This window comes from Pseudomonas sp. Marseille-Q5117 (assembly GCF_946901175.1).
Taxonomy (GTDB): domain Bacteria; phylum Pseudomonadota; class Gammaproteobacteria; order Pseudomonadales; family Pseudomonadaceae; genus Aquipseudomonas; species Aquipseudomonas iranensis.
The window spans coordinates 35,440-53,386 of sequence record NZ_CAMPPP010000020.1; the positions used below are offsets into that span (position 1 = coordinate 35,440).

Below are 17,947 nucleotides of genomic sequence, written 5' to 3' on the forward strand. Positions count from 1 at the left end.
GCTTGGGGATGAACCCCAAGCATAGTTGTTACTTGATGGTCAGGGCTTCCAGTTTGCCGCTGTTGCCATACACATAAATCGTGTCGCCCACCACCAGCGGACGGGCACGCAGGCCGTCGCTGTCGATGCGCTCACGGCCGACGAAACGACCGTCGACCTGACTCAGCAGATGCAGATAACCTTCCAGGTCACCCACAGCTACGTAGCTGGAGAACACTTCCGGTGCCGACAGTTGACGGCGAGCCAGCGAGTCGTTGCTCCACAGTGCGGTGGTGGAACGCTCGTCGACGCCTTCAACGGTGCCCGAGGACAGGCTCACGTAGACGCTGCCGAAACCCTGAGCGATACCGGCGTAGCTCGACGCATCGCGCTGCCACAGTTGACGACCGCTTTCCAGGTCCAGTGCCGCAACGCGACCCTGATAGCTGGCCACGTACAGAGTGCCGCCGGACAGCAGCAGACCGCCGTCGATGTCGACCACGCGCTCCAGTTCCGAACGACCCTGTGGAATGGCGATGCGTTGTTCCCACACCGGCACGCCGTTGGAGATGTCCAGCGCGACCACTTTACCGGTCGACAGGCCAGCTACCGCCAGGCGGTTGGTGACCAGCGGAGCACTGGTGCCACGCAGGGTCAGGACCGCCGGGGTGCTGTCATACACCCAGCGCTGGTTGCCGGTGGCAGCGTCCAGACCGATCAGACGATCGTCCTGGGTCTGCACAACGACCACGTCGCCATTGTTGGCCGGCGGCGCGAGGACTTCACTGTTGACGCGGGCACGCCACTTCTCTTCACCGTTGCTGGTGTCCAGAGCGACGACTTCGCCACGCAGGGTACCGATCAGTACCAGACCGTAACCCACGCCAACGGCGCCGGAGACAGGCAGTTCCAGATCCTGGTCCCACTTCACGTCGCCATTGCTGCGATCCATGGCCATTACGACACCGGTAACATCGGCGGCGTAGATGGTGTCACCGTCGATCGCCGGCACCAGCATGTTGTAGGTTTCGCCCTGACCGTCACCGATCGAGCGGCTCCACTGCTTCTGCAGAACCACTTCTTCTTTGAAGTCGGTCAGTTCGGCCGGTGGCAATTCTTTCTTGCTGTTGCTGCTGCAACCCGCGGCCAGAAGGGCCAGAGCCAGCAATGCTGCATGCTTCCAACGGATCACGTCACGCATCCCCTTTGGCCAGGTCGTCGAGCTTGATTTGAAGGCCACCGACCGCCGCTTCATCCGACAGTGCCGCCTTGGCTTTTTGATACGCCTTGTTCGCGTCATCGGTACGGCCCAAGCGCACCAGCAGGTCGCCCTTGAGTTCTTCGCGAGTGGCCAGGAACGCTTTGTCGGCATCGCCGTCGAGCAGTTTCAGGGCGTCTTCGGCCTTGTCCTGCGCGCCCAGCACCTGCGCCAGACGCTGACGGGCGATTTCGCCCAGCGCCGGGTTGGCCGGCTTGTCGACGATGGCTTTGAGTTCGGTTGCCGCGTCGTCCAGCTTGCCGCTGTCGACCGCTACTTTGGCGACGAACAGGCTGCCGTACTGCGCGTAGGCCGAACCGCCGTATTCGCTGTTGAGCTTGCCGGCCAGGTCCGCAACGCGGGCGGCATCAGGCTTGCCGTCAGGCGTCAGCGTGGTTTCCAGCAATTGCTGATAGAGCACCGAGGCGCCTTGCGACTGGTTGCTCTGGTATTTGTGATATGCCTGCCAGCCGAACACGATGACCAGCGCCAACAGGCCGCCGGTGACCAGAGGTTTGCCGTTGCGTGTCCACCAGTCCTTCAAATCCGCCAACTGTTCGTCTTCGGTACTCGACACCCCAATACTCCTTAATCGCTAAATCGGCTGTTAAGACAGCTTCAACCCTGCACGACGCAGGTGGCCAGGTGAGCGGCGAGCGCATCCCAGGCAATGCTTTGTTGTTCGCCCTGGCCACGCAGGGGTTTGAAACCTACCACTTGCTGGGCCATTTCGTCGTCACCGAGGATCAATGCGTACAGCGCACCGCTCTTGTCGGCCTTCTTGAACTGGCTTTTGAAACTGCCGGCGCCGGCATTGACTTGCAGACGCAGGTTTGGAAGTTCATCGCGAACCCGTTCGGCCAGGGCCAGACCGGCCAGCTCGGCTTCTTCACCGAAGGCGCAGAGGTAGACGTCGACCTGACGGGAAATTTCCTGCGGGATCTGCTCAAGGGTTTCGAGCATCAACACCAGACGCTCGATGCCCATGGCGAAACCGACACCCGGGGTTGGCTTGCCGCCCATCTGCTCGACCAGACCGTCGTAACGGCCGCCCGCGCACACGGTGCCCTGGGCGCCGAGCTTGTCGGTGACCCATTCGAAAACGGTTTTGCTGTAGTAATCGAGGCCGCGCACCAGTTTCGGGTTGAGCACGTAAGGAATGCCGACGGCATCCAGACGCGCCTTCAGGCCCTCGAAGTGAGCGCGGGACTCGTCGTCGAGGTAATCGGCCATTTTCGGCGCATCGACCAGAACGGCCTGAGTGTCGGCATTTTTCGTGTCGAGCACGCGCAGCGGGTTGGTTTTCAGACGACGCTGGCTGTCTTCATCGAGCTTGTCGTGGTGCGCCGAGAGGTACTCGACCAGCGCTTCACGATAGCGACCACGGGATTCGCTGGTGCCGAGGCTGTTGAGTTCGAGCTTGACCGCATCGCGAATGCCCAGCTCGCCCCACAGGCGCCAGGTCATGATGATCAGTTCGGCGTCGATGTCCGGACCGTCGAGGTTGAACACCTCCAGACCGATCTGGTGAAACTGACGATAACGGCCTTTCTGCGGACGCTCGTGGCGGAACATCGGGCCGATGTACCAGAGTTTCTGCACCTGACCGCCGCCAGTGATGCCGTGTTCGAGCACTGCGCGCACGCAGGCCGCAGTGCCTTCCGGACGCAGGGTCAGGGAATCACCGTTGCGGTCTTCGAAGGTGTACATCTCTTTTTCGACGATATCGGTGACTTCGCCGATCGAGCGCTTGAACAGCTCGGTGAACTCGACGATCGGCATGCGGATCTGCTTGTAACCGTAGTTATCCAGCAGACGCGCCACGGTGCCTTCGAAATAACGCCACAGCGGGGTCTGTTCGGGCAGGATGTCGTTCATGCCACGAATGGCTTGCAGAGACTTGCTCACAAAATTTCCTTAATTCGTTCGATCAGCCGCGCGCGATAACGGCAGCGTCAGCTTCGACCTTTTCGGCCGCTTTCTGGCGGATCAGCTTTTCCAGCTCGTCCACCAGATTGTCATTCGTCAGCTTCTGCGACGGCTTGCCGTCGATGTAAATCAGGTTGGGCGTGCCGCCGGTCAAGCCGATATGGGCTTCCTTGGCTTCGCCGGGGCCGTTGACCACGCAACCGATGACCGCGACATCCAGCGGCACCAGCAGGTCTTCAAGGCGCCCTTCCAGCTCGTTCATGGTCTTGACCACATCGAAGTTCTGCCGCGAGCAGCTCGGGCAGGCGATGAAGTTGATGCCACGGGAACGCAGATGCAAAGACTTGAGAATGTCGTAACCGACCTTCACTTCCTCGACCGGGTCGGCCGCCAGCGAGATGCGGATAGTATCGCCAATCCCTTCGGCGAGCAGCATACCTAGGCCCACGGCGGATTTCACCGTGCCCGAACGCAAACCACCAGCTTCGGTGATACCCAAGTGCAGCGGCTGCACGATTTCCTTGGCCAGCAAACGATAGGCTTCAACGGCCATGAACACGTCGGAGGCTTTCACGCTGACCTTGAAGTCCTGGAAATTCAGGCGTTCGAGGTGTTCAACGTGGCGCAGCGCGGATTCAACCAGCGCCGCCGGGGTCGGCTCGCCGTATTTCTTTTGCAGGTCCTTTTCCAGCGAACCGGCGTTGACGCCGATGCGGATCGGAATGCCGCGATCACGGGCAGCATCGACCACGGCACGCACGCGGTCTTCGCGACCGATGTTGCCCGGGTTGATGCGCAGGCAGTCCACACCCAGTTCGGCTACGCGCAAGGCGATTTTGTAGTCGAAGTGGATATCGGCCACCAACGGCACTTTGACCAGTTGTTTGATCTTGCCGAACGCCTCGGCGGCGTCCATGTCCGGCACCGAGACGCGAACGATGTCGACGCCGGCGGCTTCCAGACGATTGATCTGCGCCACGGTCGCAGCGACATCATTGGTATCGCTGTTGGTCATGCTTTGCACAGCGATCGGCGCGTCGCCGCCCACCGGTACGTTGCCGACCCAGATCTTGCGCGATTCGCGACGTTTGATTGGAGATTCGCCGTGCATGACTTATTGACCCAACTTCAGGCGAGCAGTCTCGCCACTGGTGAACGGAGCGATATCGACCGGTTGGCCGTTGTAGCTGACCTGTGCTGCACGGGCGACGCCCAGACGTACGGCGAGCGGCGGCTTGCCGGAAACACTCACGCTGTCGCCTTTATGCTTCAGACCACTGAAAATCACTTTGCCACGGCCATCGGTCACCTGTGCCCAGCAATCGCCGGTGAACTGCAATTGCACCTGGCCTTCGCCGGCAACCGGAGCAGCTGCTTCAGCGCTTGGCGCTTGAGCGACCGGCGCGGCCGGGGCAGGTGTCGCTGGGACATTCGGCGCTGGAGTGGCCGGAGCTGCCACCACTGGTGCAGGCGTCTGCGCCGGAGCGCTTGGCGCAACTGCCGGGGCAGCCGGCTCGGTTGCTGGCGCAGCAGATTCGGCGCCGGTGGATTCAGCACTGGTTTCCGACTGCGGCAAGGCCAGCGATGTCGAATTGTCAGCCTGATTTTCGGCGACAGCCTGGTCTTCCGGCTCGTCGATCGGGTGGATCTGCGTGGTGCCGTCAGCGCCTTCGACTTCGACGTGCTCCGGCGCGAGGCTGGTCAGATCGCGGGTGCGCTGCGAGGTCTGATCCTGCCACCAGACGAAACCACCGCCGATGACCGCAATCAGCAGCAACAGGCTGACGATACGCAAAATGGTGTGGGAAACCCGCACCGGCTCTTCGATACGACCGAGGGCGTGAACGTTGCTGCCCTGGGAGTCGGTGCCGGTGGACTGGTCGAACTGCTGAACCAGAACGGTCTGGTCCATGCCGAGCAATTTGGCATAGGCGCGAATGTAACCGCGAGCGAAGGTATGCCCCGGCAGCTTGTCGAAAGCGCCGGCTTCAAGATTGCTCAGGGATGTCACGGTGAGGTTGAGCTTGAGGGCCACTTCGGCCAGCGACCAGCCATTGCTTTCGCGGGCCTGGCGCAGGGTCTCACCGGGATTTACGCGATTCGCTGCTACAACTTCGGGATGCGCCGCTTTCATCATTGCTCCGACAGGTATTGCTGATATTCCGGCGTACCGGGATAGAGTCGTTTTAATTGCAGACCGTAACTGGCTGCCTTGTCGCGATCTTCAAACACTTTTGCCAGCCGAACGCCGAGCAATAGACTACGTGCATTTTGTTCGGTGAGCTGGCTGAAACGGTCGTAATAGTCACGCGCGGGCACATAATGCCTGTCTTCGAAGGACAACTCAGCCATTTCCAGCAACGCCCGTGGTTGTTGGCGGTTCAGGCGCAGGGCTTTTTCCAGCTGTTGCTGGGCCAGATCACGCTGGCCAAGCTTGGCGGCTGTCATGCCGAGGTTTTCGAAGACCCGCGAGCGCTCAGGATACAGGGTATCGGCGGCCGCTTGTTCAAAACGCTCGTAGGCTTCCTTGTAGCGCTGTTCTTCGTACAGAAAACTGCCGTAGTTGTTGAGGATGCGCGCATCGGCGGGACGTGAGGACAGGGCCTTGCGAAAGTGCTCGTCGGCCAGTGCCGGCTCCATCTCGGCCTGAAACACCAGACCGAGGGCCGCATTGGCATCGGGGTCGGAACCGTCCAGCTCCAGCGCTTTCTTCAATGGCACCTTGGCGCGCTCGGTCATGCCTTGCAGCAGATAGCCCAGCCCCAGCTGCACGTAGGCAGCCCGCGCTTCATCGCGGCCCTTGCTGGTCTTCATCGGGTTGTAGTCACCCGACAGGACACAACCAGCACACAGGCTGGCCAACAGCAACAGCAGCGCAAAGCGCAGGGACATAGAGATCCTCTCTTAGTTAGTGTTCGCGGCGTTCTGTGCCAGATCGCTGTCGGCGCTCAACTCGCGCACGGCGATGTAACGTTCGCTGCGACGGGTGCGATCCAGCACCTGCCCTACCAATTGACCACATGCGGCATCGATGTCTTCACCACGGGTGGTGCGCACGGTGACGTTGAAACCGGCCTGATGCAACTGATCCTGGAAGCGGCGGATGGCATTGTTGCTCGGCCGCTCGTACCCGGAGTGCGGGAACGGGTTGAACGGGATCAGGTTGATCTTGCACGGGATATCTTTAAGCAACTCGATCATTTCCACCGCGTGCTCAAGCTTGTCGTTGACGTCCTTGAGCAAGGTGTACTCGATGGTCAGCACACGTTTCTCGCCAAGGGCGGACATGTAGCGCTGGCACGACTCGAGCAGCATCTTAAGCGGATATTTCTTGTTGATCGGCACCAATTGGTTACGCAATGCGTCATTCGGTGCGTGCAGGGACAACGCCAGGGACACGTCGATGTGCTTGGCCAGCTCATCGATCATCGGCACCACGCCTGAGGTGGACAGGGTCACACGGCGCTTGGAGATCCCGTAGCCGAGGTCATCCATCATCAGATGCATGGCGGCGACGACGTTGTCGAAGTTCAGCAACGGCTCGCCCATGCCCATCATCACCACGTTGGTGATGGCGCGGTCGACGGTGGCCGGGACGCTGCCGAAAGATTTGTTGGCAATCCACACCTGACCGATGACTTCGGCGGCGGTGAGGTTGCTGTTGAAGCCTTGCTTGCCGGTGGAGCAGAAACTGCAATCCAGGGCACAGCCTGCCTGGGACGAAACGCACAGAGTGCCGCGCTTGCCCTGGGGAATGTATACGGTCTCGACGCAGCTGCCGGACGCCACGCGCACCACCCATTTACGGGTGCCGTCGCTGGAGATGTCCTCGCTGACCACTTCCGGACCACGCACTTCAGCAATGGCCTTGAGCTTGTCGCGCAAGGCTTTGCTGACGTTCGTCATGGCGTCGAAATCATCGACGCCAAAGTGGTGAATCCATTTCATTACCTGACCGGCACGGAAACGCTTCTCCCCGATTGAGTCGAAGAATTTTTCCATTTCCGGCTGGGTCAGACCCAGCAGGTTTGTTTTAACAGTCGATGTAGTCATGGATTCACCCTCACTCTGCAAGCAATGCTTAGCGAGTGGTTACTTCAGTAGCTGCGAAGAAGTAAGCGATTTCGCGAGCGGCAGCAGCTTCGGAGTCCGAACCGTGAACGGCGTTGGCGTCGATCGATTCAGCGAAGTCAGCACGGATGGTGCCGGCAGCAGCTTCTTTAGGGTTGGTAGCGCCCATCAGCTCACGGTTGCGAGCGATAGCGTTTTCGCCTTCCAGAACCTGAACGACAACCGGACCGGAAGTCATGAAAGCAACCAGGTCACCGAAGAAACCGCGCTCGCTGTGCTCAGCGTAGAAGCCTTCGGCTTCGGCTTTGGACAGTTGCTTCAGTTTCGAAGCTACAACGCGCAGGCCAGCGTCTTCGAAGCGAGTGGTGATCTTGCCGATCACGTTTTTAGCAACGGCGTCAGGCTTGATGATGGAGAAAGTACGTTGAACAGCCATGGTGTAACTCCAGAAACGGTAATTTGCGAAAAATTAAACCCGCGAATTATACGCGGGTTCTTGGGTATTGCCTAACCTGCGAGACGATCAGTCCAATTCTGCGGCCCAGAGCTCCTGAACCGCTTCGAGCACCTTCTCGCCGACCCGGCCAGAAGTAGCATCGAAGTCAGGCAGTTCAAGAATCATCTGCTGCAAACGGACGAAACCTACAGAATACGGGTCGAGTCCCTCATGGGCCTCGGCCAGCTCTTCTGCAATGCGTTGAACATCATTCCAACCGTAGCTCATGACAGTCTTACCAGTCAGTGCGGCGCTTCGGCCGCATGGTTAAGCGAATATTTCGGAATCTCGACGGTGAGGTCTTCCTCACCGACGATGGCCTGGCAAGCCAGACGCGATTGCGCCTCAAGGCCCCAGGCACGGTCGAGGAAGTCCTCTTCCAGCTCGTCGGCCTCTTCCAGCGAGTCGAAACCCTCGCGGATGATGCAGTGGCACGTGGTGCAGGCGCAGACGCCGCCGCACGCGCTTTCCATCTCGATATGGTGTTCGTGGGCCAGTTCGAGAATCGATGTGCCGGGCGCAGCCTCGACCACCATGCCTTCAGGGCAGAACTTCTCGTGGGGCAGAAAAATGACCTGCGGCATCAGATATCCTCGATTTCATTCAGGTTGCGCCCCGACAGAGCGGCTTTCACCGTCAGATCCATGCGGCGGGCAGCAAAAGCATCGGTCACTTGCGACAGACGTTTGGTCTGCTGCTCGATGGCGTAACCATCGGTACCTTTCATCAGTTCGGCCAGTTCCTGCATTTGCAGTTCGATGACCATGCGCTCTTCGGCGTCGAGCAGACGCTCGCCATCGGCCTCCAGCGCGCCCTGCACCGCTTCGAGCAGGCGCTGGGCATCGACTTGCTGCTCACGCAGAACGCGGGCGACCTTGTCGTCATTGGCGTGCTGGAACGAATCCTTGAGCATCTTGGCGATTTCGCCATCGGTCAGACCATAGGAAGGTTTGACTTGAATGCTCGCTTCAACGCCCGAACCCAACTCACGGGCAGACACGCTGAGCAGACCGTCGGCGTCGACCTGGAAGGTCACGCGAATTTTCGCTGCACCGGCCACCATTGCCGGAATGCCGCGCAATTCAAAGCGCGCCAGAGAGCGGCAATCGCTGATCAGCTCGCGCTCACCCTGCAAGACGTGGATCGCCATGGCCGACTGGCCGTCTTTATAGGTGGTGAAGTCCTGGGCGCGGGCGACCGGGATTGTGGTGTTGCGCGGAATCACCTTTTCCATCAGACCGCCCATGGTTTCCAAACCAAGGGACAGCGGAATCACGTCGAGCAGCAGCAGTTCGCCGCCATCGCGTTTGTTGCCAGCCAGCGTATCAGCCTGGATCGCGGCCCCGATGGCCACCACTTGATCCGGGTCGATTTCCGTCAATGGCTGACGACCAAACGCTTCGGCAACGGCTTCACGAACACGTGGCACGCGGGTCGAACCGCCGACCATGACCACGGCGTGGACGTCTTCCAGTTCAATACCGGAATCGCGAACCGCGCGGCGGCAAGCTTTCAGGCTGCGCGCGACCATCGGCTCGATCAGCGCATCGAAGGCTTCGCGGGTCAGTTGCGCTTTCCAGTCGCCGTAAGCCACTTCAACGCTGGCGGCGTCGGTCAAAGCTTCTTTGGCCGCACAGGCAGTTTGCAGCAGATTGCGTTGCGCGCCCGGATCCAGATCGGCGGACAGGCCAGCGCTCTCGATGATCCAGCCGGCAATCGCGTGATCGAAGTCATCGCCGCCCAGCGCACTGTCGCCGCCGGTGGCCAGAACCTCGAAAACGCCGCCAGTCAGACGCAGAATGGAAATATCGAAAGTGCCGCCACCCAGGTCGTAGATCGCCACCAGACCTTCAGCGTGTTGATCCAGACCATACGCCACAGCAGCAGCGGTCGGCTCATTGAGCAGACGCAACACGTTCAGACCGGCGAGCTTGGCCGCATCTTTGGTGGCCTGACGCTGCGCATCGTCGAAGTAGGCAGGAACGGTGATCACCGCGCCAACCAGTTCGCCACCCAAGGTCGCCTCAGCGCGCTGACGCAGGACCTTGAGGATATCGGCGGAGACTTCAACCGGGCTTTTCGGGCCTTGCACGGTGTCGATGAACGGCATGTGCGATTCGCCACCGACAAAGCGGTACGGCAGTTGTTCGCCCAATTGCTTGACGTCGGACAGACCACGACCCATCAAGCGCTTGACCGAGAGCACGGTGTTCAGGGGATCGGAGGCTGCTGCCAGCTTGGCGGACTCACCGACTTCGACGCGGTCGGCGTGATAACGCACGGCGGACGGCAGGATGACCTGCCCGTTGGCGTCGGCCAGCGGTTCGGAAAGACCACTGCGCAGCGCAGCGACCAGCGAATTTGTAGTACCCAAGTCGATGCCCACAGCCAGACGACGCTGGTGCGGTTGAGGACTTTGGCCGGGTTCGGCGATCTGCAGTAGAGCCATGGTGATCAGGTCTTGTCTGTCTGTCAGCGTGCAATCAGGGCAGCACTGGGTTAATCGTCGAGGCGCTCTTCCAGCTGGCGCACTTCGTAGGTGAGCTTGTCGAGGAACTGCATGCGCCGCATCAGGCGTTCGGCCTGCTCGCGTTGCGCTGCATCATCCCAACAGGCTGCGAAGCTTTCGTTGAGCTGTTCCTGAGCCGCCTTCAAGCGACGCTTGAATACCGCGACACCGTCGAGGTCGGCACTGTCCTGCAGATCTTCGAGCTCTTCGCGCCATTGCATCTGCTGCAGAAGGAATTCGGGATCGTGCACAGTGACTTCCATCGGCACTTCATGCCCGCTGATTTTCAGCAGGTAGCGTGCGCGCTGGGCCGGACTTTTGAGCGTCTGGTAGGCGTCGTTGAGCCGCGCCGATTGCTCGAGCGCCGAGCGCTGCTCGCGTTCGGATGCATCGGCAAAGCGGTCAGGATGGACGCCGCGCGCCAACTCACGGTAGCGCGTGGCCAACTGCTCGAGATCCAGGCGGAAGCTCGGTTGCAGCTCGAATAAAGCGAAATGACAAGGAATACCCACAACCAGCCTCAGATGTTGAAGCTTTCGCCGCAGCCACATTCACCGCGCACGTTGGGGTTGTTGAACTTGAAGCCTTCGTTCAACCCTTCCTTGACGAAGTCGAGCTCGGTGCCGTCCAGGTAGGCCAGGCTTTTCGGGTCGATGATCACTTTTTCGCCGTGACTCTCGAACACCTGATCCTCCGCCACTACCTCGTCGACAAACTCCAGCACGTAGGCAAGGCCGGAACAACCTGTGGTGCGAACACCCAGACGAATCCCTTCACCTTTGCCGCGCCCGTCGAGGGAGCGCCGCACGTGTCGAGCAGCCGCTTCTGTCATGCTGATAGCCATCGTTGACTCCTTACTCGTCGCCGAATCTTGAAATTCAGATCAAGCCTTTCTTCTGCTTGTAGTCGCGAACAGCCGCTTTGATAGCGTCTTCTGCGAGTACGGAGCAGTGGATTTTCACTGGCGGCAAAGCCAGTTCTTCGGCCAGCTGAGTGTTCTTGATGGTTTCGGCTTCGTCCAGAGTCTTGCCCTTCATCCACTCGGTAGCGAGGGAGCTGGAGGCGATTGCCGAACCGCAACCGTAGGTCTTGAACTTGGCGTCTTCGATAACGCCCTGATCGTTGACCTTGATCTGCAGACGCATCACGTCGCCGCACGCCGGAGCGCCGACCATGCCGGTGCCGACATCAGGATCTTCCGCGTTCATCTTGCCGACGTTGCGCGGGTTTTCGTAGTGGTCGATGACCTTTTCGCTGTAAGCCATGATTCTCAATCCTCACTCATCAGGGCCGCTCTTGAGACCCTGCAACTGCGCTGCGTTAACGCCGCGTCGCTACAGGATCTGCATCCGGCGGCTTCTATAGTTAGTGTGCCGCCCACTCGATTTTCGAGATATCGACGCCGTCTTTGTACATGTCCCACAGCGGCGACAGAGCGCGCAGCTTGGTAACGGCCTCGCAGACTTTCTGCGCGGCGTAGTCGATTTCTTCTTCGGTGGTGAAACGGCCGAAGGTAAAGCGGATCGAGCTGTGTGCCAGTTCGTCGTTGCGGCCCAGGGCGCGCAGTACGTACGAAGGCTCCAGCGACGCCGAGGTGCAGGCCGAACCGGACGATACCGCCAGATCCTTGAGCGCCATGATCAGCGACTCGCCTTCAACGTAGTTGAAGCTCAGGTTCAGGTTGTGCGGAACGCGGGCGGTCAGGCTGCCGTTGACGTATAGCTCTTCCAGATGCTCGACCTGCTTGTAGAAGCGATCGCTCAAGGCTTTGATGCGCACGTTTTCAGCGGCCATGTCTTCCTTGGCTACGCGGAACGCTTCGCCCATGCCGACGATCTGGTGGGTCGCCAAGGTGCCGGAACGCATGCCGCGCTCGTGACCGCCGCCGTGCATGGTCGCTTCGATGCGCACACGCGGCTTGCGGCTGACGTACAGCGCGCCGATGCCTTTAGGGCCATAAGTCTTGTGGGCGGAGAACGACATCATGTCGACTTTCAGCTTCTGCAGATCGATTTCGACCTTGCCGGTGGACTGAGCAGCATCGACATGGAACAGCACGCCTTTGGCGCGCAGCATCTCGCCGATGGCAGCGATGTCGTTGATGGTGCCGATTTCGTTGTTGACGTGCATCACCGACACCAGAATGGTGTCTTCGCGCAGTGCCGCGTCAATCATTGCCGGGGTGATCAGACCGTCTTCGGTCGGCTCGAGGTAGGTCACTTCGAAACCTTCACGCTCCAGCTGGCGCATGGTGTCGAGGACAGCCTTGTGCTCGATCTTGCTGGTGATCAGGTGCTTGCCCTTGGAGGCGTAGAAATGTGCCGCGCCCTTGATCGCCAGGTTGTCGGATTCAGTGGCACCGGAGGTCCAGACGATTTCGCGCGGGTCGGCGTTGACCAGATCGGCCACCTGACGACGAGCGTTTTCGACGGACTCTTCAGCCTTCCAGCCGAACACGTGGGAGCGGGACGCCGGGTTACCGAAGTTTCCGTCGACCAGCAGGCATTCACTCATTTTCTGCGCAACGCGCGGATCAACCGGGGTGGTTGCAGAGTAATCAAGGTAAATCGGCAATTTCATGGACTATCTCCTAAATCAGGGCTGGCGTGCCGCGGGTAGCTCTTCGGCTGTCATTCGACGGCGGACGCTTCAATCTTGTCCAGGCGTGGCGCCTTGCTGCTGCAACGGCGCTGGTCCTGACGCTGGGCTACTTCTTGCACCTCACGGCGAGTCACAAGGTCGGCCAAGCTGATACCGCTCAGAAATTCGTGAATCTGCAGGCTCAAGTCGCACCACAGATGATGGGTCAGGCAGGTATCACCGGAATGGCAATCGCCCTGCCCCTGGCACTTGGTGGCGTCGACCGATTCGTTCACCGCATCGATCACCTGGGCGACCTGAATGCCCTGCATGTCGCGGGACAACTGGTAGCCACCACCCGGACCGCGAACGCTGGAAACCAGGTTGCTGCGGCGCAGCTTGGCGAACAGCTGCTCGAGGTAGGACAGCGAGATGCCTTGGCGCTCGGAGATATCGGCCAGAGACACCGGCCCGTGCTGCGCGTGCAACGCCAGGTCAAGCATGGCGGTCACGGCGTATCGGCCTTTTGTAGTCAGTCGCATGGACAGTTACCACGGAGTTCGGAATGGGCGGGAGTATGCAATTCCCGAGCATTTAAGTCAACTATAAGACCTAGTGCTTTAGTCGGGTTTACCCGCAAAAGAGCGCGCGCACTATAGCAAAGACGGGCTGCGGACAGCCAGCGCAACCGCGTGATCGTTCTTCGCGAGCAGGCTCGCTCCCACATTGGAATGCATTGCTCTTGTGGGAGCGAGCCTGCTCGCGAAAAGCAGCGCCGCGGTTCAGCCGGCTTTCGATTCGTCCTTGCCTTTGACGCAAGCGAAGTCCTCTTCACGCAGCTCAGGCAGATCTTTCGCACAGTAATTGCTGCCCAGATCCTTCAGCGCGCCGCACATGCCTTCCAGACGCCCGTCCACCGCTTGCAGATGATCGAGCAACTGGCCGATGGCGCGGGCCACCGGGTCGGGCATGTCTTCGCTGACACCGTAGGCATCGAAACCGATCTTTTCCGCCATGGCTTTGCGCTTGGCGTCCTGCTCTTCATCGGTCTTGACGATGATCCGCCCCGGAATCCCCACCACAGTGGCGCCGGGCGGCACTTCCTTGGTGACCACAGCGTTGGAGCCGACTTTGGCGCCTGCACCCACCGTGAACGGACCGAGAACCTTGGCCCCGGCACCGACTACAACGCCGTCTCCGAGAGTCGGGTGGCGCTTGCCTTTGTTCCAACTGGTGCCGCCGAGGGTCACGCCTTGATAGATGGTGACGTCGTCGCCGATCTCGGCGGTTTCACCAATGACGATGCCCATGCCGTGATCGATGAAGAAACGCCGACCTACCTTGGCACCCGGATGAATCTCGATCCCGGTCAGCCAGCGACCGAAGTTCGACACCAGCCGCGCCAGCCATTTCAGTTCGTTGCGCCAGAGCATGCCGGCCAGACGATGAATCCAGATCGCATGCATGCCGGGGTAGCAGGTCAGGACTTCAAAAGCGTTACGCGCCGCCGGGTCTCGATGGAATACGCTCTGGATATCTTCACGCAAACGCTCAAACATCATTCAATCCTTCCGCTTTAGAAGCTCGCCACGGGCCGCTTTCTGGGTTTCCGTGAGGATGCCACGCAAAATATTCATTTCCGCCCGACTGACCGAGCTGCGTCCGTACAACCGGCGCAGGCGCGCCATCAAGTGCCGTGGTTTTTCCGGGTCGAGGAATTCGATGGCAACCAGCGTCTGCTCCAGGTGCTCATAGAATCGCTCCAGCTCATCCATGGTCGCCAGCTCGGCGCTTTTCACCGAGGCCACTTCTTCTTTCTCAACCTTGCTCGGCTGACCCTGTGCAGCCAGCCAGGCCATGCGCACTTCATAACTCAATACCTGCACCGCCGCCCCGAGGTTCAGCGAACTGAACGTCGGGTCGGAAGGGATGTGCACGTGAAAGTGACATCGCTGCAGCTCTTCATTGGTCAGGCCGGAGTCTTCACGGCCGAACACCAAAGCAATCTCCGCGCCCTGCCCGGCTTCCTCGACCACCTTGTTGCCGCATTCGCGCGGGTCCAGCAGTGGCCAGGGAATGCGCCGGTCGCGGGCGCTGGTGCCGAGCACCAGATTGCAACCGACCAAAGCGTCTTCCAAGGTGGCGACGACCTGGGCGTTTTCAAGGATGTCACCGGCACCGGAGGCGCGGGCATCGGCCTCGTGGTGCGGGAAGACCCGCGGTTCGACCAGCACCAGTCGCGACAGACCCATGTTTTTCATGGCGCGCGCGGCCCCGCCGATGTTGCCGGGGTGGCTGGTGTTGACCAGGACGACACGAATGTTCTGCAGCAAGGGAGGCGCTCTCGGACACAGGAAAGGGGGGCAAATCTTACAGAACAGCCTACCGTTAAGCTATGAAAGCGAACAGCGTCCTTCACCTGAAGAAAAGTTCTGATAGAATGCGCGGCTTTCTTTAACAACCTTAGGTGACACATCCATGCAGCCCATGCTGAATATCGCGCTGCGCGCCGCCCGCAGCGCCAGTGAACTGATCTTCCGCTCCATCGAGCGCCTGGATACCATCAAGGTCGACGAAAAAGACGCCAAGGATTACGTATCCGAGGTCGATCGCGCCGCTGAACAGAAAATCATCGACGCCCTGCGCAAGGCTTACCCGAACCACTCGATTCAGGGTGAAGAAACCGGCCTGCACGCTGGCACCGGCATCGAAGGCGAAGAGTACCTGTGGATCATCGATCCGCTGGACGGCACCACCAACTTCCTCCGTGGCATTCCGCATTTTGCAGTGAGCATTGCCTGCAAATATCGTGGTCGCCTGGAACACGCAGTGGTTCTGGACCCGGTCCGCCAGGAAGAATTCACCGCCAGCCGTGGTCGCGGCGCTCAACTGAACGGTCGTCGTCTGCGCGTCAGCGGTCGCACCAGCCTCGACGGCGCTCTGCTCGGCACTGGCTTCCCGTTCCGTGACGATCAGATGGACAACCTCGACAACTACCTAGGCATGTTCCGTGCCCTGGTTGGCCAGACTGCCGGCATCCGCCGCGCCGGTTCGGCGAGCCTGGACCTGGCTTACGTAGCTGCCGGTCGTTTCGATGCGTTCTGGGAATCGGGCCTGTCCGAGTGGGACATGGCTGCAGGCGCCCTGCTGATTCAAGAAGCCGGCGGCCTGGTGAGCGACTTCACCGGTGGTCACGACTTCCTTGAGAAAGGCCACATCGTTGCCGGCAACACCAAATGCTTCAAGGCAGTGCTGACGGCGATCCAGCCGCACCTGCCGGCTTCGCTGAAGCGCTAAGCTTTACGAGAAACCAGAAAGCACCCTTCGGGGTGCTTTTTTATGCCTGCAATTCCAAACAGCACAATTCCCTGTGGGAGCGAGCCTGCTCGCGAATGGGCGTGTCAGCAAAGGAAATATCAACTGTTGGACCGCATTCGCGAGCAGGCTCGCTCCCACAGGTGAGAACCGCGTTCAGCCCTGAATCGCGGGTATAAAAAAAGCACCCCGCAGGGTGCTTCTTTTCACAACCGTAAATCCTTACTGAGCCGGCTCATTCTGCGAAAGGATCAGCTTGCCTTCCTTGTCGACCGGAATCTGGTTGCCCGGATCGCGATCCATCCGCACTTTGCCTTCCTTGCCATCAAGCGAGTAACGCACGTCGTAACCGACGACCTTGTCGCTGATGTCATTGACCGTGTTGCAGCGGGTTTGCGTGGTGGTGTAGGTGTCACGCTCCTGCATGCCCTCCTGCACCTTGTTGCCCGCATAACCGCCACCGACCGCACCTGCCACCGTGGCAATCTTCTTGCCGGTGCCGCCGCCAATCTGGTTACCCAGCAAACCACCAGCCAGCGCACCGACCACGGTACCGGCGATCTGGTGTTGATCTTTTACCGGTGCCTGACGGGTCACCGTTACATCCTTGCATACCTCACGTGGAGTCTTGATCTGTGTCTTGACCGGCTCAACGGCTAATACTTGCGCATACTCAGGGCCGCTTTTAACCAGGCTGTAGGTGGCAACAGCACCCCCGGCTGTGACACCGACAGCACCCAATACCGCACCAACCAGCAACGACTTGTTCACATGAACCTCCTGACCATCACATGCGGGACGCGCCCGCGCTTCTCCCAGCCTTGGAGCACAAAAAAAGGCGCGAGTTCAACTCGCGCCTTTTGTTGGCTGACAGCCGGGAAAATCACTGACCGTTATCGACGGTCGTCGACTTCCTTGTCGGTGTTGGCCGGAGGAATCAGATCCTCGGTGGTCAGGTTCAGCCAGATCAGCACCACGTTGGCGATGTAGATCGACGAGTAGGTACCCGCCAGTACACCGATGAACAGTGCGATGGAGAAACCGAACAGGTTGTCGCCACCGAAGAACAGCAGCGCCGCGATCGCCAGCAGAGTGGAGATCGACGTCGCCATGGTGCGCAGCAGGGTCTGAGTGGTCGAGATGTTGATGTTCTCGATCAGCGTCGCCTTGCGCAGCACGCGGAAGTTCTCACGCACCCGGTCGAAGACCACGATGGTGTCGTTCAGCGAGTAACCGATGATCGCCAGCACTGCCGCCAGTACTGTCAGATCGAAGGTGATCTGGAAGTACGAGAGGATACCCACGGTCACGATCACGTCGTGGATCAGCGACACAATGGCGCCGACCGCAAACTTCCACTGAAAGCGGAACGCCAGGTAGATCAGGATGCCGCCGAGCGCCAGCAGCATGCCGAGGCCGCCCTGGTCGCGCAGTTCTTCACCGACCTGCGGGCCGACGAACTCGACACGCTTGACCGTCGCCGGGTTGTCACCGCCGACCTTTTGAAGCGCTTCCGCTACTTGATGGCCCAACTGCGGGTCTTCACCCGGCATGCGCACCAACAGATCGGTCGTCGCACCGAAGTTCTGCACCACGGCTTCGTGATAACCGGAAGTCGCCAGTTGCTCGCGCACCTTGGTGACGTCGGCCGGACGCTCGTAGGTCAGCTCGATGAGCGTACCGCCGGTGAAGTCCAGGCCCCAGTTCATGCCCTTGGTAGCGACACTGAACAAGGCAATGACGGTAAGCAGCAATGTGACGCCGAACGCGAAGTTGCGAACGCCCATGAAGTTGATTGTACGTAACATGG

General features: G+C 60.0%; 21 protein-coding genes. 1 reads left to right on the forward strand and 20 read right to left on the reverse strand.

Going from position 1 to position 17,947, the window contains the following annotated elements; all coding sequences use genetic code 11:
- Nucleotides 1–28 precede the first annotated feature (28 nt).
- The 18 genes from bamB to trmJ all read right to left on the reverse strand — a co-directional run bounded on the left by bamB (nt 29) and on the right by trmJ (nt 15,155).
- Nucleotides 29–1,180 (reverse strand): outer membrane protein assembly factor BamB, encoded by a 1,152-nt coding sequence (gene bamB / locus OC605_RS24730; protein WP_051600540.1) that lies wholly within the window; start codon nt 1,178–1,180, stop codon nt 29–31.
- Nucleotides 1,173–1,814 (reverse strand): tetratricopeptide repeat protein, encoded by a 642-nt coding sequence (locus OC605_RS24735; protein WP_016773334.1) that lies wholly within the window; start codon nt 1,812–1,814, stop codon nt 1,173–1,175. The genes bamB and OC605_RS24735 overlap by 8 nt, the downstream gene beginning before the upstream one ends.
- Nucleotides 1,815–1,855: 41 nt before the next feature.
- Nucleotides 1,856–3,145, reverse strand: coding sequence for a histidine--tRNA ligase (hisS, locus tag OC605_RS24740; RefSeq protein ID WP_024014212.1), 1,290 nt, complete (start codon nt 3,143–3,145; stop codon nt 1,856–1,858).
- 22 nt (nt 3,146–3,167) lie between these two features.
- Entirely contained in the window at nt 3,168–4,277 is a 1,110-nt protein-coding gene (gene ispG / locus OC605_RS24745) for a flavodoxin-dependent (E)-4-hydroxy-3-methylbut-2-enyl-diphosphate synthase (protein ID WP_016773332.1), read from the reverse strand.
- A gap of 3 nt (nt 4,278–4,280) precedes the next feature.
- On the reverse strand, nt 4,281–5,300 hold the full coding sequence (locus OC605_RS24750; RefSeq protein ID WP_262140075.1) for a helix-turn-helix domain-containing protein: 1,020 nt from the start codon (nt 5,298–5,300) through the stop codon (nt 4,281–4,283).
- Nucleotides 5,300–6,058, reverse strand: a complete 759-nt coding sequence (gene pilW, locus OC605_RS24755) for a type IV pilus biogenesis/stability protein PilW (protein ID WP_262140077.1) — start codon at nt 6,056–6,058, stop codon at nt 5,300–5,302. The genes OC605_RS24750 and pilW overlap by 1 nt, the downstream gene beginning before the upstream one ends.
- A gap of 12 nt (nt 6,059–6,070) precedes the next feature.
- Nucleotides 6,071–7,219 carry a 23S rRNA (adenine(2503)-C(2))-methyltransferase RlmN gene (gene rlmN / locus OC605_RS24760; RefSeq protein ID WP_024014215.1) on the reverse strand — a complete coding sequence of 383 codons (1,149 nt, stop codon included), beginning with the start codon at nt 7,217–7,219 and terminating at the stop codon, nt 6,071–6,073.
- A 28-nt stretch (nt 7,220–7,247) separates the two neighbouring features.
- A complete protein-coding gene (gene ndk / locus OC605_RS24765) occupies nt 7,248–7,673 on the reverse strand; it encodes a nucleoside-diphosphate kinase (protein ID WP_024014216.1) in 426 nt (141 codons plus the stop codon).
- Nucleotides 7,674–7,760: 87 nt separating this feature from the next.
- The gene (gene iscX, locus OC605_RS24770; RefSeq protein WP_016773328.1) at nt 7,761–7,961 is read right to left on the reverse strand and encodes a Fe-S cluster assembly protein IscX; all 201 of its coding nucleotides are present in this window, start codon (nt 7,959–7,961) and stop codon (nt 7,761–7,763) included.
- A gap of 14 nt (nt 7,962–7,975) precedes the next feature.
- Nucleotides 7,976–8,317, reverse strand: coding sequence for an ISC system 2Fe-2S type ferredoxin (fdx, locus tag OC605_RS24775; RefSeq protein WP_016773327.1), 342 nt, complete (start codon nt 8,315–8,317; stop codon nt 7,976–7,978).
- On the reverse strand, nt 8,317–10,182 hold the full coding sequence (gene hscA, locus OC605_RS24780) for a Fe-S protein assembly chaperone HscA (protein WP_073473310.1): 1,866 nt from the start codon (nt 10,180–10,182) through the stop codon (nt 8,317–8,319). The genes fdx and hscA overlap by 1 nt, the downstream gene beginning before the upstream one ends.
- A 50-nt stretch (nt 10,183–10,232) precedes the next feature.
- Nucleotides 10,233–10,754 carry a co-chaperone HscB gene (gene hscB / locus OC605_RS24785; protein ID WP_016773325.1) on the reverse strand — a complete coding sequence of 174 codons (522 nt, stop codon included), beginning with the start codon at nt 10,752–10,754 and terminating at the stop codon, nt 10,233–10,235.
- Between the two features lie 8 nt (nt 10,755–10,762).
- Nucleotides 10,763–11,086 carry an iron-sulfur cluster assembly protein IscA gene (iscA, locus tag OC605_RS24790; RefSeq protein ID WP_003227904.1) on the reverse strand — a complete coding sequence of 108 codons (324 nt, stop codon included), beginning with the start codon at nt 11,084–11,086 and terminating at the stop codon, nt 10,763–10,765.
- 34 nt (nt 11,087–11,120) lie between these two features.
- Nucleotides 11,121–11,507 carry a Fe-S cluster assembly scaffold IscU gene (gene iscU, locus OC605_RS24795; protein WP_003227907.1) on the reverse strand — a complete coding sequence of 129 codons (387 nt, stop codon included), beginning with the start codon at nt 11,505–11,507 and terminating at the stop codon, nt 11,121–11,123.
- 100 nt (nt 11,508–11,607) lie between these two features.
- Nucleotides 11,608–12,822, reverse strand: a complete 1,215-nt coding sequence (locus tag OC605_RS24800; RefSeq protein WP_016773324.1) for an IscS subfamily cysteine desulfurase — start codon at nt 12,820–12,822, stop codon at nt 11,608–11,610.
- A gap of 50 nt (nt 12,823–12,872) precedes the next feature.
- Entirely contained in the window at nt 12,873–13,364 is a 492-nt protein-coding gene (iscR, locus tag OC605_RS24805; protein WP_016773323.1) for a Fe-S cluster assembly transcriptional regulator IscR, read from the reverse strand.
- 240 nt (nt 13,365–13,604) lie between these two features.
- On the reverse strand, nt 13,605–14,381 hold the full coding sequence (gene cysE / locus OC605_RS24810) for a serine O-acetyltransferase (RefSeq protein ID WP_024014221.1): 777 nt from the start codon (nt 14,379–14,381) through the stop codon (nt 13,605–13,607).
- A 3-nt stretch (nt 14,382–14,384) separates the two neighbouring features.
- Nucleotides 14,385–15,155 carry a tRNA (cytosine(32)/uridine(32)-2'-O)-methyltransferase TrmJ gene (gene trmJ, locus OC605_RS24815; RefSeq protein WP_073473313.1) on the reverse strand — a complete coding sequence of 257 codons (771 nt, stop codon included), beginning with the start codon at nt 15,153–15,155 and terminating at the stop codon, nt 14,385–14,387.
- Between the two features lie 145 nt (nt 15,156–15,300).
- Here trmJ and suhB point away from each other — a divergent pair, with 145 nt between their 5' ends.
- Nucleotides 15,301–16,119, forward strand: a complete 819-nt coding sequence (suhB, locus tag OC605_RS24820) for an inositol-phosphate phosphatase (protein WP_016773320.1) — start codon at nt 15,301–15,303, stop codon at nt 16,117–16,119.
- Between the two features lie 240 nt (nt 16,120–16,359).
- On the opposite strand, the gene OC605_RS24825 is transcribed toward suhB, so the two are convergent.
- Together OC605_RS24825 and secF are read right to left on the reverse strand one after the other, a co-directional pair.
- Nucleotides 16,360–16,908, reverse strand: a complete 549-nt coding sequence (locus OC605_RS24825) for a glycine zipper 2TM domain-containing protein (RefSeq protein ID WP_007916907.1) — start codon at nt 16,906–16,908, stop codon at nt 16,360–16,362.
- Between the two features lie 122 nt (nt 16,909–17,030).
- Nucleotides 17,031–17,945 (reverse strand): protein translocase subunit SecF, encoded by a 915-nt coding sequence (gene secF, locus OC605_RS24830; RefSeq protein ID WP_262140084.1) that lies wholly within the window; start codon nt 17,943–17,945, stop codon nt 17,031–17,033.
- Nucleotides 17,946–17,947: the final 2 nt, after the last annotated feature.

What these genes read in the sequence shown, in the direction of transcription:
- rlmN (WP_024014215.1), bottom strand. Translation starts at nt 7,219, where the DNA reads ATGACTACATCGACTGTTAAAACAAACCTGCTGGGTCTGACCCAGCCG.
- ndk (WP_024014216.1), bottom strand. Translation starts at nt 7,673, where the DNA reads ATGGCTGTTCAACGTACTTTCTCCATCATCAAGCCTGACGCCGTTGCT.
- fdx (WP_016773327.1), bottom strand. Translation starts at nt 8,317, where the DNA reads ATGCCGCAGGTCATTTTTCTGCCCCACGAGAAGTTCTGCCCTGAAGGC.
- ispG (WP_016773332.1), bottom strand. Translation starts at nt 4,277, where the DNA reads ATGCACGGCGAATCTCCAATCAAACGTCGCGAATCGCGCAAGATCTGG.
- hscA (WP_073473310.1), bottom strand. Translation starts at nt 10,182, where the DNA reads ATGGCTCTACTGCAGATCGCCGAACCCGGCCAAAGTCCTCAACCGCAC.
- secF (WP_262140084.1), bottom strand. Translation starts at nt 17,945, where the DNA reads ATGTTACGTACAATCAACTTCATGGGCGTTCGCAACTTCGCGTTCGGC.
- bamB (WP_051600540.1), bottom strand. Translation starts at nt 1,180, where the DNA reads ATGCGTGACGTGATCCGTTGGAAGCATGCAGCATTGCTGGCTCTGGCC.
- OC605_RS24750 (WP_262140075.1), bottom strand. Translation starts at nt 5,300, where the DNA reads ATGAAAGCGGCGCATCCCGAAGTTGTAGCAGCGAATCGCGTAAATCCC.
- iscX (WP_016773328.1), bottom strand. Translation starts at nt 7,961, where the DNA reads ATGAGCTACGGTTGGAATGATGTTCAACGCATTGCAGAAGAGCTGGCC.
- cysE (WP_024014221.1), bottom strand. Translation starts at nt 14,381, where the DNA reads ATGTTTGAGCGTTTGCGTGAAGATATCCAGAGCGTATTCCATCGAGAC.
- iscU (WP_003227907.1), bottom strand. Translation starts at nt 11,507, where the DNA reads ATGGCTTACAGCGAAAAGGTCATCGACCACTACGAAAACCCGCGCAAC.
- iscR (WP_016773323.1), bottom strand. Translation starts at nt 13,364, where the DNA reads ATGCGACTGACTACAAAAGGCCGATACGCCGTGACCGCCATGCTTGAC.
- pilW (WP_262140077.1), bottom strand. Translation starts at nt 6,058, where the DNA reads ATGTCCCTGCGCTTTGCGCTGCTGTTGCTGTTGGCCAGCCTGTGTGCT.
- OC605_RS24800 (WP_016773324.1), bottom strand. Translation starts at nt 12,822, where the DNA reads ATGAAATTGCCGATTTACCTTGATTACTCTGCAACCACCCCGGTTGAT.
- iscA (WP_003227904.1), bottom strand. Translation starts at nt 11,086, where the DNA reads ATGGCTATCAGCATGACAGAAGCGGCTGCTCGACACGTGCGGCGCTCC.
- suhB (WP_016773320.1), top strand. Translation starts at nt 15,301, where the DNA reads ATGCAGCCCATGCTGAATATCGCGCTGCGCGCCGCCCGCAGCGCCAGT.